General features: G+C 62.7%; 16 protein-coding genes. 8 read left to right on the top strand and 8 right to left on the bottom strand.

The annotated features are described in order from the left end of the window. The 3 genes from H6678_11570 to H6678_11560 form a co-directional block, all read right to left on the bottom strand. Positions 1-1775: hypothetical protein (locus tag H6678_11570; GenBank protein ID MCB9474441.1), on the bottom strand; the 1775-nt coding region annotated here is incomplete at its 3' end. 440 nt (positions 1776-2215) lie between these two features. Continuing rightward, positions 2216-2920: a hypothetical protein gene (locus tag H6678_11565; protein MCB9474440.1), complete on the bottom strand. Its 705-nt coding sequence runs from the start codon at positions 2918-2920 to the stop codon at positions 2216-2218. Further along, positions 2917-3846 (bottom strand): hypothetical protein, encoded by a 930-nt coding sequence (locus H6678_11560; protein MCB9474439.1) that lies wholly within the window; start codon positions 3844-3846, stop codon positions 2917-2919. The genes H6678_11565 and H6678_11560 overlap by 4 nt, the downstream gene beginning before the upstream one ends. Positions 3847-4087: 241 nt before the next feature. Here H6678_11560 and H6678_11555 point away from each other — a divergent pair, with 241 nt between their 5' ends. The 4 genes from H6678_11555 (at position 4088) to H6678_11540 (ending at position 8487) form a co-directional block, all read left to right on the top strand. After that, complete coding sequence (locus H6678_11555) at positions 4088-4774, top strand: thiamine diphosphokinase (GenBank protein MCB9474438.1); 687 nt, start codon at positions 4088-4090, stop codon at positions 4772-4774. Further along, entirely contained in the window at positions 4771-6153 is a 1383-nt protein-coding gene (locus tag H6678_11550) for a sodium:solute symporter family protein (protein ID MCB9474437.1), read from the top strand. Before H6678_11555 ends, H6678_11550 begins: the two co-directional genes overlap by 4 nt. Before the next feature lie 630 nt (positions 6154-6783). Further along, entirely contained in the window at positions 6784-6963 is a 180-nt protein-coding gene (locus H6678_11545) for a hypothetical protein (GenBank protein ID MCB9474436.1), read from the top strand. A 279-nt stretch (positions 6964-7242) separates the two neighbouring features. Continuing rightward, complete coding sequence (locus tag H6678_11540) at positions 7243-8487, top strand: T9SS type A sorting domain-containing protein (GenBank protein ID MCB9474435.1); 1245 nt, start codon at positions 7243-7245, stop codon at positions 8485-8487. Between the two features lie 254 nt (positions 8488-8741). On the opposite strand, the gene H6678_11535 is transcribed toward H6678_11540, so the two are convergent. Both H6678_11535 and H6678_11530 read right to left on the bottom strand, forming a co-directional pair. Next, entirely contained in the window at positions 8742-13241 is a 4500-nt protein-coding gene (locus tag H6678_11535) for a hypothetical protein (GenBank protein MCB9474434.1), read from the bottom strand. 53 nt (positions 13242-13294) lie between these two features. After that, on the bottom strand, positions 13295-17932 hold the full coding sequence (locus tag H6678_11530; protein MCB9474433.1) for a hypothetical protein: 4638 nt from the start codon (positions 17930-17932) through the stop codon (positions 13295-13297). A gap of 386 nt (positions 17933-18318) precedes the next feature. On the opposite strand from H6678_11530, the gene H6678_11525 reads away from it, so the two are divergent. Next, entirely contained in the window at positions 18319-19392 is a 1074-nt protein-coding gene (locus H6678_11525) for a hypothetical protein (protein MCB9474432.1), read from the top strand. A 6-nt stretch (positions 19393-19398) separates the two neighbouring features. After that, the gene (locus H6678_11520) at positions 19399-19884 is read left to right on the top strand and encodes an 8-oxo-dGTP diphosphatase (protein ID MCB9474431.1); all 486 of its coding nucleotides are present in this window, start codon (positions 19399-19401) and stop codon (positions 19882-19884) included. 6 nt (positions 19885-19890) lie between these two features. On the opposite strand, the gene H6678_11515 is transcribed toward H6678_11520, so the two are convergent. The 3 genes from H6678_11515 to H6678_11505 form a co-directional block, all read right to left on the bottom strand. Then, positions 19891-20481, bottom strand: coding sequence for a hypothetical protein (locus H6678_11515; GenBank protein ID MCB9474430.1), 591 nt, complete (start codon positions 20479-20481; stop codon positions 19891-19893). Next, positions 20478-22712 (bottom strand): TonB-dependent receptor, encoded by a 2235-nt coding sequence (locus H6678_11510; protein ID MCB9474429.1) that lies wholly within the window; start codon positions 22710-22712, stop codon positions 20478-20480. The genes H6678_11515 and H6678_11510 overlap by 4 nt, the downstream gene beginning before the upstream one ends. Positions 22713-23322: 610 nt before the next feature. Next, positions 23323-24015 (bottom strand): copper resistance protein NlpE N-terminal domain-containing protein, encoded by a 693-nt coding sequence (locus tag H6678_11505; GenBank protein ID MCB9474428.1) that lies wholly within the window; start codon positions 24013-24015, stop codon positions 23323-23325. A 233-nt stretch (positions 24016-24248) separates the two neighbouring features. Here H6678_11505 and H6678_11500 point away from each other — a divergent pair, with 233 nt between their 5' ends. Both H6678_11500 and H6678_11495 read left to right on the top strand, forming a co-directional pair. Continuing rightward, entirely contained in the window at positions 24249-25382 is a 1134-nt protein-coding gene (locus tag H6678_11500; protein MCB9474427.1) for a DNA polymerase III subunit delta', read from the top strand. A 74-nt stretch (positions 25383-25456) separates the two neighbouring features. Then, positions 25457-26629, top strand: a complete 1173-nt coding sequence (locus H6678_11495) for a stage 0 sporulation protein (protein MCB9474426.1) — start codon at positions 25457-25459, stop codon at positions 26627-26629. The last annotated feature ends 6 nt before the right edge of the window (positions 26630-26635 follow it).

Raw genomic sequence — 26635 nt, 5'->3', positions numbered from 1 at the left:
CGATTGCTGATGACGTAGCTGCCTCCCAATCGCAGTTTGCGCCCCACCCCTGACGAATCAAGGTTGGCATGCGCCGGCATCCGGATCACGGTGTGACTTCCGGTACCGGTGATGTAGATGTTGTTCACGATGGCCAGACTGTCCTGCCAGTTGTCCGTGGAGTTGTTTCCAAAATCCAGGGCTGTGGATTGATTGCCTGCGCCTCTGAGGTCGAAAACGCAGTTGCGGATCCGGGGCCAGTACAATCCCGATCCGCCCCGGATCAGGCTGCCCCCACTGACGCCGGGCAGTGCCTGGAAGAAACATGAATCAACAACGGGATGATGAACATTGCGCAACCAGAGAGCATCCTCTCCCGCGCGGAAAGTGATCCCCCGGAAATGCAGGTCCGACGGACGAAGGACCGGGTTGGCGATCGTCGCCACGTCTCCCAGGCTTACACCAACGGTGGTGTGATTTCCTGCGAAATCGAAGGTTCCGTTGACCCATTCGATGTGATGCAGAAATCGCCCTTGGGATGCGCTGCTCATGTATTCCATCAGGGGCAGCTCGGAGCTTCCCGCAAGCAGAGTCAATCCGTTGAGGTTGAATCGCACATTCCCACAACGCATGGCTGGGTCCGGCTCAAGTGTCAGCGTATCACCCGGGCTGTGCCCCACGAATTCGACCGAGCAATTGAACAGATGATTGAAGGAGGTTGAAGGCAGAGGGCTGTCCATCGTCCCCGTTCCCGCCATGATGCTGCCCGTTCCATCGACATGCACCAACACCTGGTCACGAGGTCGAAGGGCCACATCCCCGCTGAAGGACCGACCGGAATCCACCAGGCTGTCCAGCGTGCTCCAGGCATTGGCAACCGCGATATCCGGATCGCTGGTGTCGTCCTCGCGCCATGGCAGCACGGAGCTGGTCATCAGCTGTTCGATCGGCACGATCGCCAGACGCCGGACACCGTCGCTCGCCAGTTTGAGACTGTCCCAATGAGCCATCGCTTCCAGAATGCAGTCCAGTTGCATGGCCGAGATGTCGTTGCGCCCCGTATTGCCCTGACGTCCACGACAGTGGATCAGATTCCCGTTGGGAAGCTGCAGTGAGCGCGAATAGAGACTGTCCCGGCTGCATGTTTCGCGACAGGGCCCCGTCCATCCCGGGTGGAGATTGAGGAAGGCCACTCCGTTCACCCTGGACAGTTGGTCAAGGAATGCGTGAGTTCCGGCCCACCAACCAGTGGTATCGGCTGCACTGGAAGTCTTGGGAAATCCGCTGCCCAGAGTGTTCAATCGATACATGCTGCACGACGGGACCAGCGATCTGTGATACATGATTGGTGGCATGAAGGACTCGGCGCCGGGAGGATTTCCCCAACCAAGACCGTTCAAGTACAGATCCTCATTGTGAGAAAGCGCTCCCCGCGTCCAGGGAAATCCGAACTGCCGTGCCATCGCTCTCAGCTCCGTGTTCGTCTGATGCCCGACCCAGACGAAACCCGGAATCTCCTCCGGCCCCAGATTGCCCCAATGGCGTACGAAATCCAACTGCATCTGCCAGCGCGTGCGAACGGTATCACGCCCGAATGTCTCCAGCAGATGAGGTGCTGCCGGCTGGTCATGGACCGAAAGCCCCATTCCCTGTTCGTGGGCCCAGCCAATGAGCCATTCATCGTAATACGGATCTCCGGGAAAATCCCCATTGATGTCAGTGACCGCATTGCGATAGGGCGCAAAGTCGATGGCAATGCCCTTCTCCAGGGCGATGTTGACAAATTGGGAATCCACCTTGTCGTCACACTGAAAGGCAAGAAACACCGTGTGCTGTCCAGAGATGGGAACCGAATCGAAGGTATGGGTCGTGCCCCGGACGGAGCGAACGGCCAGCATCAGCAGAATGGAGACCGCAGCCTTCAGACAGGGAGTTCGCCAAGAAGAACTGGCAATTGACTGGCTGTACCGGTCCATGGATGGAAAATGCACAAGGGCCCCCGGCGCCGATCAGGATTGGAGGGTATCAGTAGTCGCTGATCGTGTCCGGCAGGATGTGGTGCGAGCGGGTCTGATGTCGGTTTGCGTTTCAGGCGATCAAGGGTGGAGAATCTGATGGTTCGGCATCAGAAACGCAAGGCAGCGAATGGGGAACTTAAAAACGGCACGAAGACAATATTATCACGCATCTGAATGGACTGGAAGCATGGACAAGCCTGTCATGGCTGGATTCAGGGCTAAAGATCGAGGTCCCAGAGCTCGGTCCTGGATCGCAGCAGATGCTCCCGTTCCGGACCCAGACGCTGGCCAACCGAGGCCAGAAAATCGCTGCGCAATCCAGTTCGAGCCGACTGGATGGAATCGAGGCGCACATTGAGAACCTGTATCATCTGGTTGTGGGGCGAGGCGTCACGTGATACATCTTCAAGCTGTCCGAGTGTCAAGGCATTCAACTGAGCCAGTTCATCCACTTTCTGGCGATAGCCATGCCAGAGGGGAAAGAAGAGTTCGGCCGCAGGTGGATCCAGTTCCAGCGCGCGTGTCAACAGAGCGGCTGGATTCTGTGATTCAGTGGGCGCATCGCTGCGGGAAATCATCCGGTTCATCCGCTCGCTGCGCATCTGGACACCCAGGAGCATCATGCTGAAGGCGGCCAGGACGATCACGGCCTGGATCAGTCGCAGGCGGCGACGTGAGATGCGGGTTTCGCGTGGTTTCTCGAAGCGTTCGTACCACATGGCAATGGGGTCCAGCCCCAGATGCTGCTTCTTGCCATTCGCGGGTCCTGCGCTGTGGTGATGCTCGTTGGCGGTCCGCTTGCGCCAGGACCGACAGAATTCGCAGCCATCCAGATGCAGGCGTACCTTGACCGCCAGTTCTTCTTCCAGTTGCCCGGAATCCAGCTCGGCCAGATTCTGGCGGCATGTCTGACAATCGATCACGGGAATGTCCGTGAAATGGTGAAGCGGTTGAGCGCGCCCAGCTCGCCGAATGAATTCCAGGCCCAATGGAAATGATAGTCTTCCATGATGCGTCCGCCCAGCCCTGCGCTGAGTCCGCGCGTGGATTCCCCGGAGACGGCGCTCAGCCGATCCTCACCCAGTCCGAAATTGTAGCCCAGCCCCAGGTGCCAGCGGCGGGCCACAAGAAACTCGCCACCCACGGTCATGTTGGAATCCTGTCCCTTCACCTGCTCCCAGGCCAGCGACCAGGTGAAGGGAAGGTGTTCGAGACTTTTCTGGACACCAAGCTGGAGCGTGACCGGCAGGGGTGTCTCACTGGAACCAAAATCGCTGAGCACCTTTCCGGCGTTGCGCAATGCGGCTCCCAGCAGGAAATCCTTTCCCACGCGGCTCTGCAGGCCCAGGTCCATGGCCAGCAGACTGGCGCGCGCATCGTCGATCGTGCTCCATCCCAGTTTGAGATTGGCACCGGCGCGCACAGCTCCCAGTTCGCGGGCGGCACCCACGAACACAAGATTGTCCTGACTCTCGAAACTGCCCGTGGATACGCCGAACTCGTCACGCCCGTCCAGGCTGCCATAACCCAGATGACTGAATCCGGCGCTGAGAATCCACGGCGCATATCGTTTGAGGCTGATGCTGGTATTGAAGTAGTTGATGTCCTGCAGGTGATCCAGCCAGAGGAACTGGGCCTGATTGTCGTCCAGACCGGCCACCGACGCCGGGTTGAGTTGCAGACCGCCAACCCCGCTGACACCGGCAACCGTGCTGGCGGCCGTGGAGGCCACCCGGGCATCGGGCTGAATCTGGAGATAGGGGAAGCCGGCCAGAGAGGCCTGACCGCAATCCGCCACCGACAGCAGCAGGAGGGCGGTGGCCGTCCGGCATGAGATGGGCAGGTGCATGGTGGTTCCCCGGATTGATGACGGTATCACGGCGGACCTGCGGACGGTCACTGGGCGCCTGGTGAAAGTAGGGATGCCACCGGACAAGCTCAATCAATGTCCGCTGCCCCTGAAGCTGGTTCAGTCTGGTTTGAAGGCCGCCCATGTCCTCCCGGTTCCCTGCCGGCCTGAGGAATTCGATAGATTGTCGGCCACTCCGGCCGGAATCCACCGCGGAGACAGCGTTGCACTCTGGAGTCCCATGCGCCACAGCCTGTTGCTGGTTCTGAACGGCACGTCCGATCCGCGCCTGCTTGCCCGGATTCGCCCCGGCGAAGAGCTTCTCATGCCCTTGCGCACGGTTCCTGGACGGCCTCCACTGCGAACGACGGTGGCCGTGGACGGTGGCCTGGGCAACCTGCTGACGGCCGGTCTCGAACCTGACCTGATCCTGGGTGACCTGGACAGTATCGACGCGGACAGCCTGGCGCGCCAGCGCCGTGCGGGAATCCCGATCGAGCATCGCCCTGATCCAGGCTCTTCGGACCTGGAAAAGGGACTGGCCTGGGCAGCCACCAGCGGAGCCAGTCATCTGGACATCGCCTGCTGGCAGGGCACGCGCTGGGACCATGTGCTGGGATTGTTCTCCCTGCTGGCCGAACATCCCCGCCAGCAGGTCCGGCTGCTTGACGGGCCGCGCAGCATTCTGGTTCTCGGCGCTGGAGAACATGTCTTCCGCGCTCAGCCCGGAGATGGTGTCGGGCTGGTACGCTTCGGTAGTACCCCCTGCCGGATCGATCTTGCCGGGCTTGCCTTCCCCGCCCATTCGCTGAGTCTGGACGCCGGATGTCATGGAGTGTCCAATTCCGTGCTGGACACCGAGTTCAAGGTCCAGGTCAGCGGCTGCCCGGTGTTCCTCACCCACACTCCCCTGGAAACTGGCGCATGACCCCCGAACCGGAAGTCCTGATCATCCTGGGCCTGGCCCTGCTGGGCACGCCCGTGATCGGTTGGTGGGCCGCCTCGCGCGAAGAGGGCCAGTTCCTCAGTGCCGGCAGACGGATCACGCTGCCGGTGTTCGTGGCCACTCTGGTCTGCACCTGGTATGGCGGAATCCTGGGGGTGGGCGAGTTCACCTGGACCTGGGGACTGGTCAACTGGCTGGCTCTGGGCGTGTTCTACTATGTGTTCGCCCTGCTCTATGCCTGGCTGTTGGCCGGACGGGTGCGTGACGGCGCGGAACTGAGCATCCCCGAGCGCATCGGCAATCGTCACGGCAGGGCTGCCGGAAAACTGGCGGGGCTGTATACTCTGGTGATGGTGACCCCGGCCCCCTACCTGCTGATGACCGCGATCCTGCTGGAGCGATCGCTGGGGCTCAGTCTGGAAGCCGGCATGGGCTGGGCGCTGATCCTGACCGTGTTCCATGTCTGGCGCGGTGGACTGCGCAGCGTGCTGGTCACGGACATGTTGCAGTTCTTCGCGATGTTCCTGGCCTTCATCGCCGTGCTTGTCTGGCTTGTCAGCCAGTATGGCGGTGTGCCCTTCCTGGTGGCGAATCTGCCTCCCGAACATCTTCGAATTCCCGGGGCTCTGCCCTGGAGTCTGGTGCTGCTCTGGGGCCTGGTGGCCGTCTGGACCATCGTGGATCCGGGTTTCCATCAGCGAGTGGCCGCCGCCCGTGATCCACGGACAGCCCGCAGGGGCATTCTGATCAGTGTCGGTTTCTGGGTCCTCTTCGATGGGCTGACCACCGCCTGCGGCCTCTACGCGCGCGCCCTGCTGCCCGACCTGGCTCAGCCCGTCTATGCCTTTCCCGAACTGGCCGACCTGCTGCCGCCCGTGATGCGGGGCATCTTCTACGCAGGCATGCTGGTGACCGTGCTCTCGACTCTGGACAGCTTCAGCCTGCTCAGCGGTCTGGCTCTGGCCCGGGATGTCCTTGGTTCGCGCGGGGACCGGCAACGACGCCACGTGCGCTGGGCCGTGCTGCTCTGCTCCTGGCTGGCGGCGATGCTGGCCCTGAAAATGCGCAGTGTGGTGGAGCTGTGGCTGACCATCGCCAGTCTGGGCATTCCCGTACTGCTGCCGGTTCTGTTGCACAGCTACCTGGCTCCGCCGGGAGACGGCTCACATTCGCGGGCGGGTCTGGTATCCATGGGCGCGGGAGCTCTGGTCTCCATCGCCTGGTTCAGCTGGGGACGCCTGCATCTGGTGGACGGCTGGCCAGACTACCCGCTGGGCCTGGATCCGATCTACCCCGGGTTGGTGGCATCCTTGGTGGGGCTGGGATTGGTACTCGGAGTGAACCGTCGTCGGACTGTCTGATCTGCAGGGAATGTGATGCACGCTGGATTCACGATGGACCTCCGGCTGTGGGATCCTGATCTCCCGGGGGACTTCGGAAGTGGGCGAAGTTGTTTTCCCTCCCACCACCCCCCACCCGCCCGGGGTGGACTCACGGGTTTGCTCCCGGTTCCCGTTTCCCACCTTGGACGCGCAATTGAACCGGGACGGTGTGTGATTCATCTGACACCATCTTGCTGGCCACCACTTCCCCTCCCACCACCCCCACCCACGCGGGGTGGACTCGCGGGTTCGCTCCCGGTTCCCGCTTTCCGCCATGGCCGACGAAGCCCATGGTCTCCTCGCAGGATGTGCCTGACAATAGGATCCGATTCATCCGAACCCCTCCCCCACCGGCGGGACAGGGGCCAATCCGTCAACTCCACGACTCAACCCGCAGATTGAGCCGATGATCTCGCAGCCGCGACTCCCGCATGGACCACCTGTCGGCTCCTCCACCGCTGGGGCGCCGGGAAGAAACTTCATGCCCTGTACTTCCTGCTTGCATACAGTAACGACAATTTCTTCTTTCATGCGGGTCCGCGACCGCGGCATCCTGTCACTTTTTCATCAAGCAAACCGCATGACATCCCACAATTCTGGAGACTGCCCATGAACCGATGGATCACGGTCGCACTGGCGACCATGGCAGTGGGAGCCCCCGTCTGGGCGACACACGCTGTGGGCACCACGCCCCCGGATTTCAACTGCGTCGATACGGACGGCAACGCGACCACCCTCTACGAACAGCGGGGCAAGGTCGTGCTGATCAACTTCGGCGCCACGTGGTGACCCTCCTGCAATACGGAGTTTCCGCATCTTCAAAACGATTTTCACGCCTTCTACGACCCCAACTCATTCGTCCTGCTTCACATTGACACAGACAATGAACCCGCCCAGGCCCTGATCGACCACTGGGGCCAGTATGGACCCGAATTTTCGATTCTGACCAATTGCGGCAGCCTCTTCGGCAGCTGGGGCGAAGGGTATATTCCCCATTCGATCATCCTCGATCCCACCGGTGTGGTGCAAGGCAACTGGGTGGGCTGGTCCGATGCTTTCGGAACCCAGATGCACTCGACCGTTGAAGCCTTCATGAACCCGGCAGGCATCTACTACGACTCCCACGAGCTCCTGAGTGACAGCGGGGGCGACGGCCTGCTCAACCCGGGCGAAAGCGCCACGCTGGACGTCACTCTGGTGAATCACGGACCGGCGGCCCTCAACAGCATCAGTGCCACTCTGAGTTCAACCAGCCCCTTCGTGGACATCACGGTTGCCGATTCCTCATTCCCCCCACTGGACCAGGAAGCGGTCGGCACGTCCCTGACTCCCTTCGCGATCAACCTGGATGCAGCGGCCCCCGCCGCGATGGATCTTGAGTTCCAGATCAACATCACGGCTGATGGCAACACGGTGTCCTTCCCATTCTCGCTCTCGGTGGGGTCCCGTACTGAGTATCTCAATGACTCATGTGAGGTCGAAGGCGAGTGGACCCACGCCCCCAGTACGGGCTGGGCCGACTCCTGGCATCTGAGCAGCGAGGATTCCCAGAGCGGCTCGCATGCCTGGAAAGCGGGTTCCACATCCACGGGAACCTATGCCAACCATGCCGACAGCCGTCTGGTGACACCACCGGTTGAGCTTGAGGACTGGAGCCGCCTGAGCTTCGTGCACCGGATGGATGCGGAAACCTCTTCCGCCTTCCCGGACAGTGCCTACGATGGTGGCATCGTTGAAATCAGTACCAACGGTGTAGACTGGACCCAGCTTGCGCCACTCTCGGGTGGATACAATGCCTGGTTCCGCGCCCAGTCTGGAGGCGGCGCACCAGCCTCGCACAATTTCCAGGGCGGAACACCTTGTTTCTCCGGTCTGTTCGGCTGGCAGCCCTGCGAAATCGATCTGAGCGACTGGAATGGCCAGACCGTGCAGTTCGGCTTCCGCTTCGGCAGTGACAACGGTGGAGCACGCGAAGGCTGGTACATCGACGACCTGGTTCTGCAAGGTGTGATCGAGGAAACGGGCATCCAGATTCCGCCGGCACGACCGGTGGCAATGGAGCTGTCCGCCGCCCCCAATCCCTTCAACCCGGGAACACGCATCCACTTCCGGCTGAGCGAAAGCGCCCGCACGCGGCTCTCCGTCTACAATCTGTCGGGCCGCCTGGTGGAGCGTCTGCTGAACGACCAGCCGCTCGCGGCCGGTGAGCACGATCTGGAATGGAACGCCGGCGCACTGGCGACGGGCGTTTACCTGCTGAGACTGGAAACACCCCAGGGTGCGCTCACCAGCAAGTTGTTCCTGCTGAAGTAAGCCGGATACCACCTACACGAGAAAGCCGGTGTGCCCTGCAGGGCATGCCGGCTTTTCCTTGGGCAGACCGAGCCCTGACTCCTGCTGGCCGCCGAATCCCGTGACCATCCGTGTGACAGGTGCCAGGGCACAGCCGCACGCCTGCAGGGAACCGACAAGGCTGCGGCCACAAGAACAATTGGAACCAGTCTGCCGGATACAACAAGGGGCCGCTGCGAACACAGCGGCCCCTTGGCATGTCAATGGATGATCGCTCAGCGAATCGCGGTCACCAGATAGAACTTGCGTGGCGTGCCGCCGACAGCGTCCACCCAGAATGGATCCACCACCTGGGCGACGAAGGGGCCAGTGATGGCCCAGGGATCGGTGCCGGAATAGATCCGGTAACCGATGGCATCGGGTACGGGACTCCAGGACAGCACGGCCGTATTCGCTCCGTACACGATGTGCAGATCGGTGACTCCGTCCAGAGTGGGAGGCAGCTGGCCGCTGAGGCGCACCTCGTCGACGTACCAACCTTCGCGGTTGGTTCCCGTGTCACTCACGAAACCGAAGCGCAACTGCACCTGGCCCACGCCATCCGGCACATCCAGCGCATACTGTGTCCAATCGGCTGAACCACTGATCATCAGTCTCGGGAAGTCCAGAGGCACCACGCTGCGTTCGCGCAAGGCGTGGGTATAGGCGGGGGTGAGCACGGCATCCTGCCAGAGGCCACCGTCAAGACTGAACTCCACCACACCGCCGTCGTAGCAGCTGTCAGGGTAGAGGCCCGACGTTTCGCCATCGATCCAGGACCAGAAACTGAGCTGCAGATTGCTGGCACCGGCAGGAATCGCGATCGGCGAGCTGGTCAACCATCCGGCACCGGATGCGGAGTAATCGGCCGTGCCTGCCCCGCCGAACTTCATGCTGCTGCTGCCGGCATGGCTGCGGGCCGATTCGAGATGCCACTCGTCACCACCACCACCGAAGGCCTCATGGCTGAAACTGGACGTGCCTTCGAAGGGCTCTTCGAAAATGATGTCGTACACATTCAGGGTCCAGGTGGGCGAGGTGGCCACGTTGGCATTGTCCGACACATCCGTGGCGGTCAGGTAATAATGAATGACCGACCCGCTGAGCTGTGCCGGAATGAATCCCGACCAGGTATCGCCCGAGAGGTTGCCCATGGACTCACCACTGAAACCATTGCCCGCATCCCAGTGGATGGTCGCGTTGGCCACGCCGTGATTGTCGGTGATGCTTGCGGAAATCGGAATCGGTTGACCGCTGTAGCTCACGGCGGGCGGCACATGGATGATCACCGGCGGCGCCAGATCCTCGTCGCTGTAGGACCCCAGATCCGTGGTGAACTTGAGCGCCTTGGCATCGTTGATGCCCGCGATGCTGGCGGGATGCAGGTTGAAATTGGACACGGTCAGACCATCGGTGCTGTTGCCGTTCTTGATGCCGATGGTGCAATAGGGGAAGTCGTAGCTGTGGCTCTGGGTATTGATGAAATCCAGGTACTGGTAGACGAATTCTCCATCACCGGTGGCCGTGGGATGAAAGGCCGGATCGAAGAGAATCAGCTGGAAGGTATTGCGGGCACCGTTGTCGTTGTTGAAACGCATGTTGTACCACTCCACCACATATTTGTGCTCGGCGGGGAAGTACTGGCTGTAGACCGTGGCACCGCTGCCCAGCAGCATGTCGTCCCACATCACGGCCAGCATGTTGTCCGGCCCCAGACCCGTGGGCAGGTAGTGGTTGCGGTAGTCGGTCTCCACGTGGGCGTTCTCGCCAAAGGCCGCGAAGCCATTGGAGCACACGGCCAGGTAGGTATGGTCCACTCCGTAGTAGCGGAAGCTGAAGGGCAGGGTCAGGCGCACCGCATCGTCCTGCTCGTCGCCGAAGTCATTGATCGCCAGGGCGGTCCCACTGCCACCCTCTTCGGGGGCCAGGGGAATCCAGTTGAAGATCGGAGACTCGGTGTTGGAATCGGTGTCCTCGTAGACCCGATAGCCGTAGGAATCCGGTCCGGTCGGTGACTCGGCGGTCGCCACACCCACGGGCACGGTCAGGGGAATCGAGCCCTGGATCACGCCGTTGGCCGTCCAGCCCAGACTCAACTGAGCCAGGTAGCCCCCGAAGGCGCCATTGTCGGCCTGGATCTCGAACTGCACGGTCTGGGTGCCGCCCACGGGCAGGCTGCCGCCCGTATCAGTCGCCTGCGTGACACTCACGAAGGGGTCGGCACTGCTCAGTGTGTAGGCCATGCCGCTGGCGGGCAGATTGCCCATGTTGCCCAGATCCACGGACATGCTGGCACTCTGGCCGGGGCCGATCTGACTGCCACCGGGAAGGAAGCTGAGTCCCGTATTCATCAGGAAGGGAGCACTGACGGGCACTTCCACCACATCGCTGAAAGAGCCCTGGCCGCTGCTGATCGTCAGCTGAAGCGGCACAATGGTGCCATCGGCCAGATCGGCATTCAGTTGCAGCACGCAACCACTGGAAGCGGCCGCGCTGGAGCCGGCATTCACCGAGGGCCAGCTGATGGTGTTGTCGCTCAGGGTACCGTATGCCCCATCGACGCTCACGACGGCACTCAGTCCGGTGAGGGTCGTGGCATTGCCCGTGTTCTGCAGCACGGGCAGCAGATTCAGGGATTCCCCGGGGGTGGCAAGCCCATCGCCAGGGATGCCCGGATCGGACACCTCGGCCCAGGCCGCGGAGGTGCCCACGCTCAGATCGCTCTGATAGACCAGATGGTTGGCCTTGCTCACGGTCAGACGGGGTGTTCCGGCACCCATGCCCGCCAGCGGCACAAGCGCCTGCCCATTGCTGTCGGTGAGCACGCGGGACTGGAAGGAGCCGTTGGGAAGAGTCACGCAGACCACCGCGTCCGCGAGCACATGCCCCTCGGACAGGACCGTTACGGGCAGATGGCTCTGTCCGCTGGCCAGCACGCTGCTGTGAGTCACCGTCAAGGGGTCGGGCTGGCCCAGCCAGAGGTAGAGGCCCGGATCGCCCATCAGGTTGGCCCAGTTGGCGAAGTTCTCGGGATTGCTGTCGCCGGGAGGCATGGTCAGGTAGAGGGTGACCTTGCCCATGAACAGCGATACACCCACTTCGGGGAACGCATACTCCAGAGCACCGTTCCAGAACCCGCCCACGATGGCGTTGTTGTAGGCGGTATGAGTGTTGGCCGTGGAAAAGCCCAGCGCGCAGACACCGCCCTTGGGGCTGGGCACACTGCCATTGCGCAGGAAGGCTTCCGTGGTGGCATAGCCATTGTTGAAGTCACCGGTGGCGCAGGTGAAGATCACCGACACGGTCGGGTGTCCCACGTTGCTGAAATGGCTGTCGACCCAGGTGGCACTCACGCCGTTCATTCCAATCCAGCCACGGTAGTTGTAGAAGTTGATTCCCGAATTGTAGACCTGCTCGACCCAGGTGGAATTGGTGCTGGGATACCAGGAACTGTCGATGCTGGTGAAACCCTGGGCAATCTGGGCCTGGGCAATGCTGCGGCTGAGCTGGATCATGCTGTTGGCATCATAACCGGTGGCCAGGGCCGAACGGGACAACCATTCCGTGTTGTTGGCCTGCCCGCCGGGATTGCGCTCGTAGAGCAGCACCTTGTTCATCACGTTGGCCAGCTGTGTGCTGTTGCTCACGGAAATGCGCCCCACGGCGATGTCGCCCAGGATGTCATTTCCTTCGAGCTTGGCGTAGTAGTGATCCTGTTCACCACTGTAGGTATCGCCCGCGCCTCCGGGCAACTGGTAGGCATCCGCGGTTCCCGTGTCGCCGATCAGCAGGAGGTAATCGGGAGTATCGGCCCAGTTCTGATAGGCGTTCTGGGTATAGGCCAGAATGTCGCTGTTGCTCCAGCCACCGATTTCCGACTCACCGGCGATGTATACCTTGTGACCCTTCTCGCGCTTCCAGTTCACGAATTGGATGAAATAGGGATCGTTGGTGATCGTCGTATTGCGGGCGATGATCAGATAGGTCCCGGGCTCGGGGGTCTGGTCAAAGATCTCGCGCTGATTCTGATTGCTGTTCGAGGACGCGTTGACCATCAGATTCTCGATCGTGCGACTGAAAGGCGAGTCCGCGCGGGCGATCCGGTAGTCGCGCGTGTTCACAGGGTTGCTGCCCTCGAAGACGGGCCGCACGCTCATGCTTCGCACGATCCGAAGCCGCTGCCCGCCATCGACGACCCGAACCGGGAACACGGTCAGCTTGACCACGCGATGATTGCGTACCAGCGCTGGCTCACCGTGCACGAATCCTTCAGCAGGGAAGCTGGGCTGCGCCTGCCAGGAATCATCCTGCAGGAAGGGCATCGGCAGTTCGCGCGAGGTGTCCACCACCCGGTCCTGCTGAGGGTAAAGCGGCTGATCCAGTTCCAGGTATTCCACATCCTCTTCGATCAGCTCGAAGCGCACGTCGCTGCGATCGGGAATCTCGACCAAACGGCTCCAGCTGGGCAGCTCGGGGAGTCCGGGACGGTCCACCAGACCGCAGCCGTCCATGGTCGCATGCAGGAAGCTCTGCCCGTTCTCGCGCAGAGGCTGCAGCGAGAGCGCGGGAAACTCGATGCGGATCTCGCCGCCCAGCACGCCATCCTGCTGGGGGCTGGAATTCACCAGACGAGCGCTGGGACCCGTCGTCATGTGAGTGACCGAGGAAGCCTGTGCTCCCCCCGCCATCAGGCCGCCCACCAGGGCTGTGCCCAGAATCGTCTGCCAAAGTCTCATCGGGGGATCTCCGGAAAGAGGTGAGCCGGCCACACGACCGGCTCACCCGTGATTCACTTGCTGGTTGATTCGGTTCGAAGCACGCGAATGGGGGCATGCTCGGGCATGACCTGGCGCGCGGGGTCGTTGATCACGGTGGTGACGCGGAAGTACTTGTGCAATCCGATCAGCACCTGAATGCTCGTCTGGGTGGTTGTGCCCACCGCATCGCTGAAGGTGCCGTAGGGATTGTCATCCTGGAACACCGCGTAGCTGTCGCCGTTGGTGGCGGTCCAGCTCAGGGTCAGCCAGGGCAGCGAGTACTGGATGTGCAGGTCCGTCACGGGCTCCGGAACCGGAGGCGGCACGAAGGCGGTGCCCGTGGTCACCCAGAGCGACTGGCCATTGACCAGGACTTCGGCGTTGGTCTCGTAACCACCATTGTACAGGTACTGGATGCCATCGTTGCGGCCCGAGTTCTGCATGCCCACCGTGCAGCCGGACGGAGTATCCACCACCTGATACTGCAGGTGGAAGGGAGTGTCTCCGGTGACCGTGGGATAGCTCTCATGATTGTAGAACACGATCTGGAAGCTCTCCGGACCACCACCGCTGAAGTGCGGCACGCCGATCCAGGACACCACCAGGCGGTCATTCTCCACGTCATCGTAATAGCGCACATTGCCGCCGTTGTTCGGGTTCAGGTCGTCCCAGAAGGCGCAGATCATGTCGCTGGTTCCGCCGTTGCTGGCAAGTCCCGTGTTGCTGTATGCCGTGTAGGTGGACCCACCCAGATTCACGAAGCCATTGCTGCAGATGCTCATCTGGGTGAAGGAGTTTCCATAGTACACGATCGGGAAGGGCAGGGTGATCACACTGGCGGCATCGTCGCCCAGAGTCAGCAGCGTCCCGATTCCACTGATGTCGACCCAGGCAAAATCGTGAGACTCACCCGCGTCGTCAATGTCGTAGATCCGGTAACCGTAGGCGTCCGGACCACTTGGCGGATTGCCTTCGACCACGGTATAGCTGTACGTGGAACTGGTGGTGGAATTGCCGTTGTCGGAGCTGTCCACCGCGTAGACATAATACCAGACCATGGTCCCGAGCGAGTATGCGGGAATCGCGGCATCCCACAGGTTTCCATTCGGGTTCATCGCCACCGGAGTGAAGTTGACGCCGTTGGTGCTGTAGTACAGGGTCGCGGAGAGCACGCCGGACTGGTCGGTGATGGTTGCATGGATCACGGGCGACACCCCGGGCTCGACCACGGCCGGACTGGAAACCAGCAGCACGGGTGCCTGGGTGTCGGAATCATCGAAGGCCCCCACTTCCGTGGTGAAGAGGATCGCGCGACCGGCTTCGAAACTTTCGATGGTGGCGGCTTCGATGTTGAAGTTGGTCAGGTTCAGACCCACACTCGATGTCTGGTCCTTGATGCCCACGGAGCAGTAGTCAAAGTCCGAGTTGCCGGACTGGATGTTGTTCCAGACGGCGTACTGCATCTTGAAAGGCGCGTCACCCGTGGGAGTGGCATGGAACGCCGGGTCATACATCACCAACTGGAAGGTGTTGGTTCCTCCGCTGGGATTGTGCGTCATCTGGTACCATTCCACCACGTAGGCGTGTTGCGCGGGGATGTACTGGACATACACGCCATTCGTGCCGCTGCTCTTGTGGTCGTCCCAGTTGACACCGATCATCGCGTCGGGCCCCAGTCCACTGGGGAAGAAGTGATTGCGGAAGTCGGTCTGGTTCTCGCCATTCTCATCAAAAGTCACGAAGCCATTGGAGCACACGGCCATCTGGGTATAGCTCTGTCCGTAGTAAGTGAAAGCAAAGGGCAGGGTCACCAGCTGGGCGGCATCAAGTTCGTTGCCCGTATCGCCCAGATTGATGAACGTGCCGTTTCCACCTGCCGGAGTCGCGATCTCGATCCACTGATACTCAGGGGCGAGGCTGTGGAAGTCCGTATTCTCGATGGCACGATAACCCCAGGCATCGGGGCCTGTGGGGCTGGCGCTGCCCGACGATCCCACGGTGACACTGACCATGGTCTGCCCGCTCAGCCCGCCTCCGCTCCACGTCAGTGGCAGCGAGGCCTGATGACCACGCAGACTGTGCAGGTCTGCCGACAGCTGGAAGGTGGCCACGCCGGAACCTCCCGCGTTGGCACTGAATCCATTGAAGACACCGGACGTCACGCTCACGAAGGGATCCCCGGCGGACGCAAGACTCAGGTTCAGGGAACTGGCATCCAGAGTGCCCAGATTGCCAAGTGTCAGACTCAGCGAGGCCGTGGTGCCCGGCTGCAGCAGTGTACCGCCCGGGCTGAAGGTCAGCGAGGAGGCCTCCAGGCGCGGGGCATTCACGGTCAGGAATTCGGTTTCGGTCCAACTGGTCAGAGTCGTGGAGTTGAACTGGAAGGTCAGCGGCACCTGTGTGCCGTCGGCCAGATCACCGGCCAGGGTGACCTGCAGGGCATTGCTAGCGCCGGCGGTTCCACCCGCGGCGATCGTGGGCCAGGCAGAAGAATTGTCGTTCACCGTGCCGTAGGCGGGATCCATGCTCAGGGTGCAGCTCAGGCCCGCAATGGCCGTGGCTCCGGGATTGCTCACCGTGGGCAGAAAGCTCACGCTTTCGCCGGGGGCAGCCAGGCCATCACCCGTGACTCCCAAGGTCGTCACACCGGCGAAGTTGTTCTGGCTGACCACAGTCAGAGTCTGGCGGTCGGGCAGGTGACGGCTGCGGCTCGCGGTCAGTTTCAGGGCCCCGGCGCTGGCACCCGAAGCATCCAGCAGCACATGGCCGCTGGCATCGGTCGTTCCACGCTGGAATACATTGCCGGACTGGTACAGACACACGGCGATGCCCTCGGCGGGAGTTCCGTTCGACAGAACCAGGAAGTCCTGGACGCCGGAACCCAGCGGAATCGTCGTACCGCCTGCGGCCAGCTGGACACTAAGGATCTCGGGGATTCCCACCCAGATGTCCATGCCGGGGTCACCCATCAGGTTGGCACGGCGCGAGAAGGCATCGGCGCTGGCGTCGCCGTTGGGCATGTTCATCACCAGAGTCTGCTTGCCGAAGAACATCGCGGGGCCGATCTGGTCCAGCCCGTGATCCAGCACGGCGCTCCAGAATCCGCCGACCAGCACATTGTTGTATGCGGTGTGGGTCAGGCTGGTGGCCAGTCCCATTGACGCCACGGCTCCCCGGGGTTCGGCCACGCTGCCCTTGACCAGCAGCGCTTCCGTCGTGGAGTAGCCCCCATTGAAGTCGCCCGTGGAACAGGTGAACACGGCCGCGACCGGCGTGCGATAGGCATTGAGGAAATTGGAATTGTTGTCCACGAACGAGGCACTCACCCCGTTCATTCCGATCCATCCTCTGTAATTGTACAGGCCGATACCCGAGCCGAACTGGCCACTGACCCAGCTCCCCTGGGAATCGGAGGTGCCCCCGTAGCGGGTCGCGATGCCCGCGGGGTCCATTCCATCGGAAATCATGTCGTCAATGATCGACTGCGACAGCTGGCGCATGCTCAGGGCATCGTAGCCCACAGCAAGGGCCGCCCGGTCCAACCATTCCATGCCGGCGTCCGCGGTCTGCGGTGCGGTCTCGTAGACCAGCACCTTGTTGGCCACGGCCTGCAGCTGGGAGACGTTGTTCACCGAGAAACGGCCCACGGCCACATCACCCAGGTTGTCGTTGCCCTCGATCATGGCGTAGTAATGATCCTGGGTACCGTCGGAGCTTGTATCACCGCAGGGCAGATAATAGTCACTGCTGCTGGTCGCACTGGGATCGCCGATCAGGAGCACGTAGTCCGGGGGTGTGCTGCTGTTGAAGTAGGCGTTGCTGATGTCGTTGCGGATGGTGCTGGAATTCCAGGAACCGCCCATGTCCGCGGCCGTGACCACATTCACCACATGCCCTTTTTCGCGCTTCCAGTTCAGCAGGTTCTGCAGAACGGCATTGTTCGCGACGGCATTGGTGCGCGCGTAGACGCGATAGGTCCCCGGCAGAGTGCGGATGTCGAAGATGTCGCGCAGACTCTCTTCGCCGGGGCGGGCAATGACCGTGCTCGCCAGAACCTGATTGAGCACCGAGGTGTCCACGGGCAACTGGACCAGGCGCGGATTGCGCGGATCCAGATCGGTGAATGTGACACGCACGGTCAATTCATCCAGCACACGAGTCCGGTTGAGCACCGGGTCGGTCTGCACGGGATGCACGGTCAGCTGGGCCAGCCGGTTGTTGCGCAGCAGGACGGGCGCGCCAAGCTCCACGATGTGTTCCGGATACCAGCCGGGTGTGGCATAGCACTGCGTGTCCTGACTCCAGGCCAGCGGCAGATCGCCCGGGCCGAACTCACGCTCCTGCTCGGGAACCACGGTTCCCTCCAGTTCGCTCCAGCTCTGCGAGACGATGTCCGCCTGCAAGCCGCCCAGATCCGTGAGCCGGATCCACTCGTGCCAGGCGGGCACGGATGGAGCACCCTCGATGCCGATCGGGTTGACCTGCGAACCTGCGTTGACCTGCAACCACTCCTGACCATGAAGAGTCAGCGGGGTGATTTCCATTCCGGAGACAGTCCAGCTCAGCAGCAGGTCACCAGCTTCCACGCGCATGTCCGGGGCTCCACTGGCACCGGCCGAAATGGCCAAAGCAAGCAAAGCGCCCAGGACAGAAGTCTTGGACACAGTCATGGGTAAGATCTTTCCTTAAGAGGTGGTTGGGGGCCAGTGCTCAGAGAGGAGGCGGCAGGCTTCCACTCCCCGCGCGTCCGATTGAGGCGACTTCCGGACCTCGCCGCCCTTGTCAGACTCTGGAGTTGGGCGTGAAGCTAGCCAAGGGAATACTGACAAACCAGTCAAAATGCACCCCAACACATTTTTTTTGTTTCACCCACAGTACGCATCTGATTGTTTTCACAGGCTTTGCAAAACAAGATCCTCCTGGCGACCGGGGTTTCGCCATGCTGATCGGCAAGCGTGGGTGCAAGCCGCCGATAAAGGGGGAGGCCCCCAAGGCGCCGGGGTACGCTGAAAACGCTACCTTGGCGCCCAATTCATCAGGGAGGAATGCAGGGCGGATGGCACTCAATTTTCATGCAACCGGACAGGAACTGACCCTCGAGGAAACTGCCCAGCGCCGATTTCTGGTGGGCGGATTGCCCGAAAACGAGGAAGCCCGTGCCGGCGATATGGAACTGAGCCCCTGGCGTCCCAGTGGCACTCCCGCGCGCCTCAAGGCCGGCACCTGCACCGAGATCGCGCTCAACCTGATCCTCTTCGACGGTCCTCCGGCCGTGGGCGCCGTCCAGGCTCGCAGGCTGGATGTGGACAGCGTGCTGGCGGCCTTCGCCCTGCTGCATCCGGCGATCGCCAGCAAGTACCGCGAACGCATGATCGAAGTGGCCGAAATGGGGCTCTTCCAGTCCTGGGGCGGCGACGGCGCCAGCACCGTCTACCAGCGCCTGCAGGAAATCTTTCGCAACGCACGCAACTGCGGCGAAGACGAAGCCCACACCTTCGAGAGCTGTTTCCGCCACCTGCCCGCGATTCTGGAAAGCGAGCCCTTCAGCGCGGACCTGCGCCCGGACACACATTCGCTGGGACTGTTGCAGTCGGGTCAGATCGAACGTCAGTTGATCCACCGGCGTTTCGTCAGTTATCTGCTGCCGCGCCGTCTGCACAAGGGCGTGTACTACAAGGCTCTGCGCATTTCACCACCGGACGCCTGCCTGGACGATCCGGCCCTGCTCTCCTGCCGGGCCCGCAATCGACTGGATGGAGAACGCGTGCAATTGATCAGTGTGGAAGCCCGCGAGGGCTGGTACCACGACCTGCTCTACCCTGCCTACATGTGGTCCGATCCTGTGGGACGCTGGCGCGCTCCGGGCTTTCGCCCCTCGGCACGCCCGCGTGCCTGGTTTCTGGATCACAGCCCGCTGAGCCAGATCGTCAATCGCCTGATCGAGCGCGAGAAGAACGAAGGCTGGTGGAATCTGGCGCAGGAAGTCCATCCCTTCGAGCGTACCGTGGGACGACGCTTTCCAGTGATTCTGGGATTCGAGGACGGACGCGGAAACCCCTCGCCTTCGGCCATTCCCCCGCACGAACTGGCCGACCGCCTGTGTCGCGCTTTCGGCCCCGAGAACAGCTGAGACTGCATGCCACCCATCGAAGCCACCCTCTGTTACCTGGAGCACGACGGCCAGGTCCTGATGCTGCATCGCAATTCGCGAGCGGACGATGTGCACTACGGCAAGTACAATGGTCTGGGCGGAAAACTGGATCCCGGTGAAAGCCCGCTGGACTGCGTGCTGCGCGAGCTGCACGAGGAATGCGGTCTGCGACCGGGGCGCATCCGCTTCAGTGGACACATCGCCTTTCCAGCTTTCGACGGCACGCGCGACTGGTCCGTGTTCCTATACAGGGCCTTCGAGCCTCAGGGAACACTGTCCGCCGACCCTGCGGAGGGAGCCCTGGAATGGGTCCCCCGCGAGCAGCTGCTCGAGCTGCCGCTCTGGGAAGGCGACCGCCACTTCCTGCCCTGGGTGCTGGCCGACCGTCGTTTCATGGCCCGATTCGTCTACGAAGCCGGTGTCTACCGCAGCCATGAGGTGCATTTCATCGACGAGGACCTGGCCCTCTGAATTCCTTCATTCCTTGCTGTCCAGTTCGCCCAGACTCATCCTGCGCACGACATGACACTCTCCGTCCAGCAGAGCCAGCGGCAGAGTCTCGCTGAGTCCCAGCAGGGTCATCACCCCCTCGGCCACGGACCAGGCTGCGCCTTCTCCGGGCTTCGGTGACACCGTGGGAACCATGGGATCGACCAGCACCATCACACGCAGACCCGACCCTTGATCCAGGCCCAGCCGGGATTCCAGATCCGCGGACTCCAACAGCGGATCACCGTGTCGCGCGACGAGCACGGGCGACCCCTGTCCGCTGCAGACGGCCTGTACGGTGCCCTCGGCATCTTTGGCCATCACCGAATGCAGGGCCCGGGAGTAGAAGGTCTCGGGGTCGGTTTCGAATTCCTTGAGACACAATTCATTGCAGAAGTAGACCGGCGTGTCGTCCATCATGCTCCACACGGCGGGAGTCTCCGGGGGGTGGGGAGTCGAGCCGGTACAGATGGTGCAGAGGGCGCGCTCGGGTACGTCCACTTCCACCAGGCCGGCATGCGCGGTGGCGCCAGCAAGCACGGCAAGTGCCAGCAGGTTCAGTCGAAGTGCGTGAGTCATGAGTCACTTCCTTTCTGGTAGGTCCATTGCACTCGGGCCAGAATCGTGCGCCCCAGCATGGGGCCGTAGATCAGGGCGGCGTCCACGGTCTGGCCCGTGGCTGTCGTCACCAGCGGGGCGTCGGGCTGGACCCAGTCCGTCAGGTTCTCGACGCGCAAGCCGAAGGTCCAGTTGGCCAGGGACTTCTGCAGATCCAGATCCAGCAGGTGATAGGTCGGTGTATAGGTCTTGCCGCGGCCTTCGGGCAACACCTGAGGACCCGTCGAGCGCAAGGTCAGCGAGGCCTCCACGGCCTGCTCTGCCCAGAGACGCTTGAGCTGGGCCCGTGCGGTCCAGAAGGGATTGAGGTGCTCGTCGTGCCACTGGTTCAGGGCCATGTCTCCCGCATGGGCCGGTTCCGTATACCGGTAACGCACGCGCGACCAGGTGCCGCCCGCGTCCAGGCGCCAGCGCCCCACAAGCAACAGTTCTGCGCGCAGTTCAAGCCCCTGACTGAACGCGTCGTCCGCGTTGGCGTAACGCGTGATGCCCAGAACCTCGTCCCAGCTGAGCACCACCTTGTCGCTGAAATCGGTGCGGAACAGCGTGCCATCCAGCGTCAGGCGTGACTCAAGGTCGCCGGTGGACCAGCGCAGACCCGCGCTCAGATTGCGACTGCGTTCAGGGCGCAGGCGCGACGGGACATCGATCCCATCAAAACCGGCGTGAGCCGCCTTGTCCAGACTGAAGAGTGTCACGGGCCGATAACCGCTGCCTGCCGCGAGGCGCACCTGCCAGTCGCGCACAGGTTCCCAGCGCAGGGCCAGACGGGGAATGCCCACCAGCTCGCCACCGATGTGCTTCTCGGTACGCAGCGAACTCTCCAGACCAACCTGTGGCCCCGGGGTCCAGACGTGATGCAGCAGCATGGATGGCACACGCACGAGGCGGTCCGTTGGGCTGGCCAGTTCAAGATTGTCCTGGTAATCGTCCTGCAGATACTCCAGCGCAAGCTCGGTACTCTGGGCCGGGGACCAGGTCCTCAGCCAGCCCGCTCGCAGGTTCAGCCGTCGCTGGAGGGCATCGTAGTTGGTGGGGCCGTACCAGGAATCCTGGCGGTGCACGGCCAGGCCCGCATCCAGCCGGATGTCACCGGCACTCGTCACGCGCTTGCCCGACAGGGTGGTTTCGAATCGGCGAGTCAGGATTTCGCGTCCGTAGATCAGTTCGCTGCCCCGGTCGGCGCGCGTCCAGCGTGTGTCACCGGCCACCCGGCGTTCCGCGAGGGCCTGCACGGCCGCCCGCGCCCCCCAGCCGCTTTCATCGCGGCTCAACCGAAAGGCCAACCTGCCGCGTCCGATCGAGGGCGTGTCGCTCAGGCCGTCGTTGTTGCGGTCGAGCAGATCGGGTTCGGCGTAGTACGCGGCATCCACCTGGGCACTGGCACGTCCCACGGGTCGAACCAGAGAGGATTCGAAGAGGTGGCGCTGGGTGTCGCCCCCCTGAATTCCAATGCTGAGAGTCGAACGGGTCTGGGTCTGGGCACTGACCAGATTGAGCGAGCCGGCCATGGCACCGGAACCGGCACCGGCCGAGGAGACTCCCTTGCTCAGTTCAACCTGCTGCAGGCCCGCTACGCCGATGCCATCCAGCCCATAGATTCCGCCCAGGCCGCCGTACAGGCTGAGTCCATCGACGCGGATTTCCGTGTACGAGGGGTCCAGTCCCTGCAGACCCACGCCCGCCGCGCCGCAGAGGGCGCAGGGACGGGTGTCCACTCCGGTGCGCGAGGCGAGCGAACTCAGCAGGCCGCCGTCGGTCGAGGCACGTGTCAACTCCTGCTGTTCCACCACCTCCACCCGCGCGGTCCGGGACGACTGCAGGCCATCCGCGGTGCGTCCCGTGACCACCAGCGCGTCCAGTTCCACCGCAGCGGGTTCGAGCTGCAGGTCCAGGTCCAGATTCTCATCCTCGTCGAGAGCCAGTGGCAGTCGACGAGAGGTGTAACCCAGGCAACTCACCTCAAGAATGAAGCGTCCGGCGGGAATTCCGCTGATCAGATAACTGCCGTCCACGGCGCTGGCGGCTCCCATCGAGCGTGACACCAGGACCAGATTGACCCCGCTGAGGGGTTGTCCATCCGCGCTCCGGACATGGCCCTGGATGCGGGCGGCCCATCCCGGGATGGTGGCCGCCAGGATGGCGGCAAGCAGCAGGACCTGCCGAGGCAGGCCTGTTGGTATGAGGTTCATGAGAGATTCCTTCCGGCTTGATGCTTGGGGCCGTCTGCGCTGAGACTGCGAGACGGAGTTCAGGCTCTACAAGGGAAGGATGGATCGGGGGGGCTGCTTGAGAGTGGCGCGGAATCCGGCCGGAATCCACAGTGTCCGGCTGGCCAGCTGAGAATTCGTGCTGGCCGGAAACAGGCGGGGCATTTTCGGTCCGGGATGGACCAGATTCGTTGACGGGCTGCCGCAAGGGCATCCGCATTGGCAGGCGTTCGCGGACGCTCGGTCGCCGCACCCGTCGGGAGACTGTGCGACCGTGTCGGGGGAGGAGTCCTGTTCGGCCGCGACCCGCTCGTCCGCACCACAACACGAGTCGACCGCCATGGAGGCCGAGGCCGGATTGCCAGTGGCTTCGGCCGCGGGCTTGCAGCAGCACGAGCCCGGGCTTGTACCGCATCCGTCGGGACCGCAGGCCAGCGCACTGCCCACTCCGGCCAGCAACCAGCCGCAGAGCAGTGCGAAGATCCAGAGTGCGCGTCTCGTATGATGAGGCTGATGCGGCATGACTGAAAGTGACATCCTCGTTTTCAGAGTGCAAGCCCGGACTTGCCGGGTGACTCTTGCCAAACCTGGCTCATTCTTCCCCTCCAGGGCAGTCCTCATCTTCCTCGAGGGACATGAACCGGTCGATGTACAGCACGAATCTCGACTCTCCACCAGGACTGGCGGCCTGACCCAGGCGTGCCGAAATCATCGCCAGTCGCGGTCCGCTGGAATGCGCTTCCAGCACGTGCCAGGCTCGATCCAGAGCCGGGGAGTCCCCGCCGGGGATCACCGAGAAACGTCTCCCACTGAAACACTCACGAATGGACAATGTTTCCAGTTCGTGGTCCAGAAACCCTGCCAGTTGGGTGCGGGGCTCCAGCGGTTCCAGTTCCTTGTGCAGAACCAGTGTGGCCGCTGTGGAGTCATCGTACGTCGTGGGGCCCCGATTGAGTTTCCTCAAGGACAGCATCTCCGGACCGGCCTGCCAGTCGGGCAGGGGCTCGCTGGATGCCAGTCGCAGCCGCCCACCGTCGCTCAGCTCCCACCTGCCCAGCAGGTAGTCGGGCACCTGGTCGTCTTCGCTGTTCTCAAGCCGCAGTCGCTCCAGGTAGAACACCGAATCCGGCCAGAGGGTCAACGTGGTCACGATCCCTGCGCAATCGGCACAGGGAAGGGTGGCGACCCAGCTGGCGGGCAATTGGGGCCTTGGCGGTGTCGGCTCCGGCGGGGCCTGACACCCGCAGAGTGCCAGCAACAGCAGGAGTCGTCTGGTAGCGCGCATCTGGACTCCTGGATTCCCGACCGGACTCTTGCCGACCTGCACTGGTTCACCCGTGTGAGCGGCTGAAAGTACCGGTCGCCCGGCGTTGCCGCCAGCAAGGAATGAGCCCGCCAAGGATTTGCAGCTCAAGCCGACGGGCTGGCGGCCCAATGCTGCGAAAGTGCCACATTCACGGGCCGTTCCCGGACGGAAGAACCAAGGTCAACGATCATTCTTTGGATTGACGAACTCGCATGGCTTTTGACGCCTTGATTGGCCAGCCCCAGTTGAAGACCCTGCTGGAACGAGCATGGCGCAACGATCGCCTCGCCTCGGCCTGGCTGTTCCATGGCGAAGAGGACCTGGGCGCCAGTACCGCAGCCCTGGAACTGGCCCGTCTGCTGTTCTGCGAGCAGGGCAAGGATCTGGCCCCCTGCGGGCGCTGTGCGGGCTGCCTGAAGATGGCCGTGCTGGATCATCCCGATCTGCATCTGCTGTTCGCTCTGCCCGTGGTCAGTGGCAGTCGAAATGACGACAATCCCATGGATGCCTTCCAGAACGAAGTGGTTGCCGAACGCCTGACACTGGCGGCCAACTTCTGGCACCAGCCCGAGGTCAAGGGTGCGAACCAGATTCACATTGGCCAATCGCGCTACCTGAAACGCTGGGCCAGCCTGCGCAGCTTCCAGGGCAACTACCGGGTGGTGATCGTCTTTCGTGCCCATGAAATGGGAGTGCAGGCCCAGAATGCGCTGCTGAAGCTGCTTGAGGAACCACCGGAACGCATGGTGCTGATTCTTTGCGCCGACCGGCCCGACAGCATGTTGCCCACCATCGTCAGCCGTTGTCAGCAGGTGCGCCTGATGCCGATGGCCGAAGAGGAGCTGGCCCGCGAGCTGGCCACGCGTGACGCGGCCCAGGGCCGCAGCGGCGCCGAACTTGCCGACCTGGCCCGACGCAGTGATGGTCTGCCCGGACGCGCGCTGCGCATGCTGCAGAACCCGGAACCGGAACTGCCCCTGGCCGACTTCCTGCGTGACGTGATGCGCAAGGACCTGGGGCCGGTGATGAAGATGCTGGCCAGACTGGAAGCCGCGCGCGACCGTGATGCGGTGGCCGGGCTGATCCGGGGCACCCAGGGCTGGCTCCAGGATCAGCGCCTGCTGGCGCTGGCCGGCGAGGGGGCCGCGGATCTGGTGCATCACCGCAACGAACTGGACGCCCTGACCGCCTTCGCCTCACGTCTTGAAGTGCGCGAAGAGGAAGAACTGAACGAGGAGCTCGAGAAGATTCTCGCCCTGCTCGATCGCAATGTGTACCTGTACAGCATCCTGATCACGTTCGTGCAGGCTCTGCGCAACCATATCGTCCCCCGAGTACCGGCCTGAGCGGACACGCGGGACAGGACCGGCCCCCGCGGGCTGCCGTCCAAACCGGCCGGAATCGGCCAGGAGACAATTCAATGGGCGCTTACATAGAAGTGCAGTTCAAGGGAAACCGGCGTCTGAGCTACACCAATCCCATGGACTTCCCCGTGAAACTCGGGGATGACGTGATCGTTGAGGCGGAAAAGGGCGAGGACATCGGCCGCGTGGTGCAGATCACGGATACGGACCGCATCAGCGACGAGGAAGAACGCCACAGCGTGCGTCCCGTGTTGCGCAAGGCTGGTCCCCACGACTACCAGCGCCAGCAGCGCAACGCCGAGCGCGAACCGATTGCCGAGGAAGCCTGCCGGGCGCTGATCCGCGAACACCGTCTGCGGATGAAACTGGTGAACGTGGAGTACCAGCTGGACGGCAAGAAGGTCACCTTCTTCTTCACGGCCGAGGGACGCATCGATTTCCGCAATCTGGTCAAGGATCTGGCCGGCCAGCTGCGGACACGCATCGACCTGCGCCAGATTGGCGCACGCGACGAAGCCAAGAAGTTCGGTGGGTATGGCCCCTGCGGTCAGCGCCAGTGCTGCAGTGCCTTCCTGCCGCGATTCGACCCCGTGACCACATCCATGGCCAAGACCCAGAACCTGCCACTGAACCCGATCAAGCTCTCGGGCAACTGTGGACGGCTGAAGTGCTGCCTGCGTTACGAGCTGGACTTCTACAAGAGCCAGTTCGATCGGTTCCCTTCGGTCGAAACCGCGGTGGAAACCCTGCGCGGGCTGGCGCTGGTGGACAAGATCGACATCTTCCGCGAAGAGGTGACCATTCGTTACTCCGATGGTGACATGGACATCGTGAGCCACGAGCAGCTGATGAAATTCATGGCCATCAAGCCCGGCGAGATGAACTGCAAATCCAGTTGCGGCTCCTGCGGGGCCGGCGATGTGGACAAGTTCGAAAAGGAAGTGCGGCGCCGCGTCGAAGAGAACACCGGTCGCAAGCCGATGAGCCAGGACGTGGATCACGTGGCCCAGGCCGCTGCCGACGCCCCCGCGCCCGAGAATCGCCGAGTGCGCGAACAACCCCGGCGGGAATCCGGCGAGCGCCGGGAGGCTTCCGCCGATGGCTCTTCCCCGGACGCGTCCGGTACCGACTCGCCCGAAGGCAGCAACCGTCGCCGACGCGGTGGTCGACGCGGAGGCAAAGGACGGCGCGCGGACGAGCAGGGACCGCAGGGCCCGCCCGAGGCATAGGCTTCT

This window comes from Candidatus Delongbacteria bacterium (assembly GCA_020634015.1).
In the GTDB taxonomy this organism is placed as follows: Bacteria; CAIWAD01; CAIWAD01; order CAIWAD01; family CAIWAD01; genus JACKCN01.
The sequence above is the reverse complement of the archived record's forward strand: the minus strand, read 5'-3'. Positions and strand labels throughout refer to the sequence as shown.

What these genes read in the sequence shown, in the direction of transcription:
- H6678_11560 (MCB9474439.1), bottom strand. Translation starts at nt 3,846, where the DNA reads ATGCACCTGCCCATCTCATGCCGGACGGCCACCGCCCTCCTGCTGCTG.
- H6678_11555 (MCB9474438.1), top strand. Translation starts at nt 4,088, where the DNA reads ATGCGCCACAGCCTGTTGCTGGTTCTGAACGGCACGTCCGATCCGCGC.
- H6678_11550 (MCB9474437.1), top strand. Translation starts at nt 4,771, where the DNA reads ATGACCCCCGAACCGGAAGTCCTGATCATCCTGGGCCTGGCCCTGCTG.
- H6678_11545 (MCB9474436.1), top strand. Translation starts at nt 6,784, where the DNA reads ATGAACCGATGGATCACGGTCGCACTGGCGACCATGGCAGTGGGAGCC.
- H6678_11540 (MCB9474435.1), top strand. Translation starts at nt 7,243, where the DNA reads ATGCACTCGACCGTTGAAGCCTTCATGAACCCGGCAGGCATCTACTAC.
- H6678_11535 (MCB9474434.1), bottom strand. Translation starts at nt 13,241, where the DNA reads ATGAGACTTTGGCAGACGATTCTGGGCACAGCCCTGGTGGGCGGCCTG.
- H6678_11530 (MCB9474433.1), bottom strand. Translation starts at nt 17,932, where the DNA reads ATGACTGTGTCCAAGACTTCTGTCCTGGGCGCTTTGCTTGCTTTGGCC.
- H6678_11525 (MCB9474432.1), top strand. Translation starts at nt 18,319, where the DNA reads ATGGCACTCAATTTTCATGCAACCGGACAGGAACTGACCCTCGAGGAA.
- H6678_11520 (MCB9474431.1), top strand. Translation starts at nt 19,399, where the DNA reads ATGCCACCCATCGAAGCCACCCTCTGTTACCTGGAGCACGACGGCCAG.
- H6678_11515 (MCB9474430.1), bottom strand. Translation starts at nt 20,481, where the DNA reads ATGACTCACGCACTTCGACTGAACCTGCTGGCACTTGCCGTGCTTGCT.
- H6678_11510 (MCB9474429.1), bottom strand. Translation starts at nt 22,712, where the DNA reads ATGAACCTCATACCAACAGGCCTGCCTCGGCAGGTCCTGCTGCTTGCC.
- H6678_11505 (MCB9474428.1), bottom strand. Translation starts at nt 24,015, where the DNA reads ATGCGCGCTACCAGACGACTCCTGCTGTTGCTGGCACTCTGCGGGTGT.
- H6678_11500 (MCB9474427.1), top strand. Translation starts at nt 24,249, where the DNA reads ATGGCTTTTGACGCCTTGATTGGCCAGCCCCAGTTGAAGACCCTGCTG.
- H6678_11495 (MCB9474426.1), top strand. Translation starts at nt 25,457, where the DNA reads ATGGGCGCTTACATAGAAGTGCAGTTCAAGGGAAACCGGCGTCTGAGC.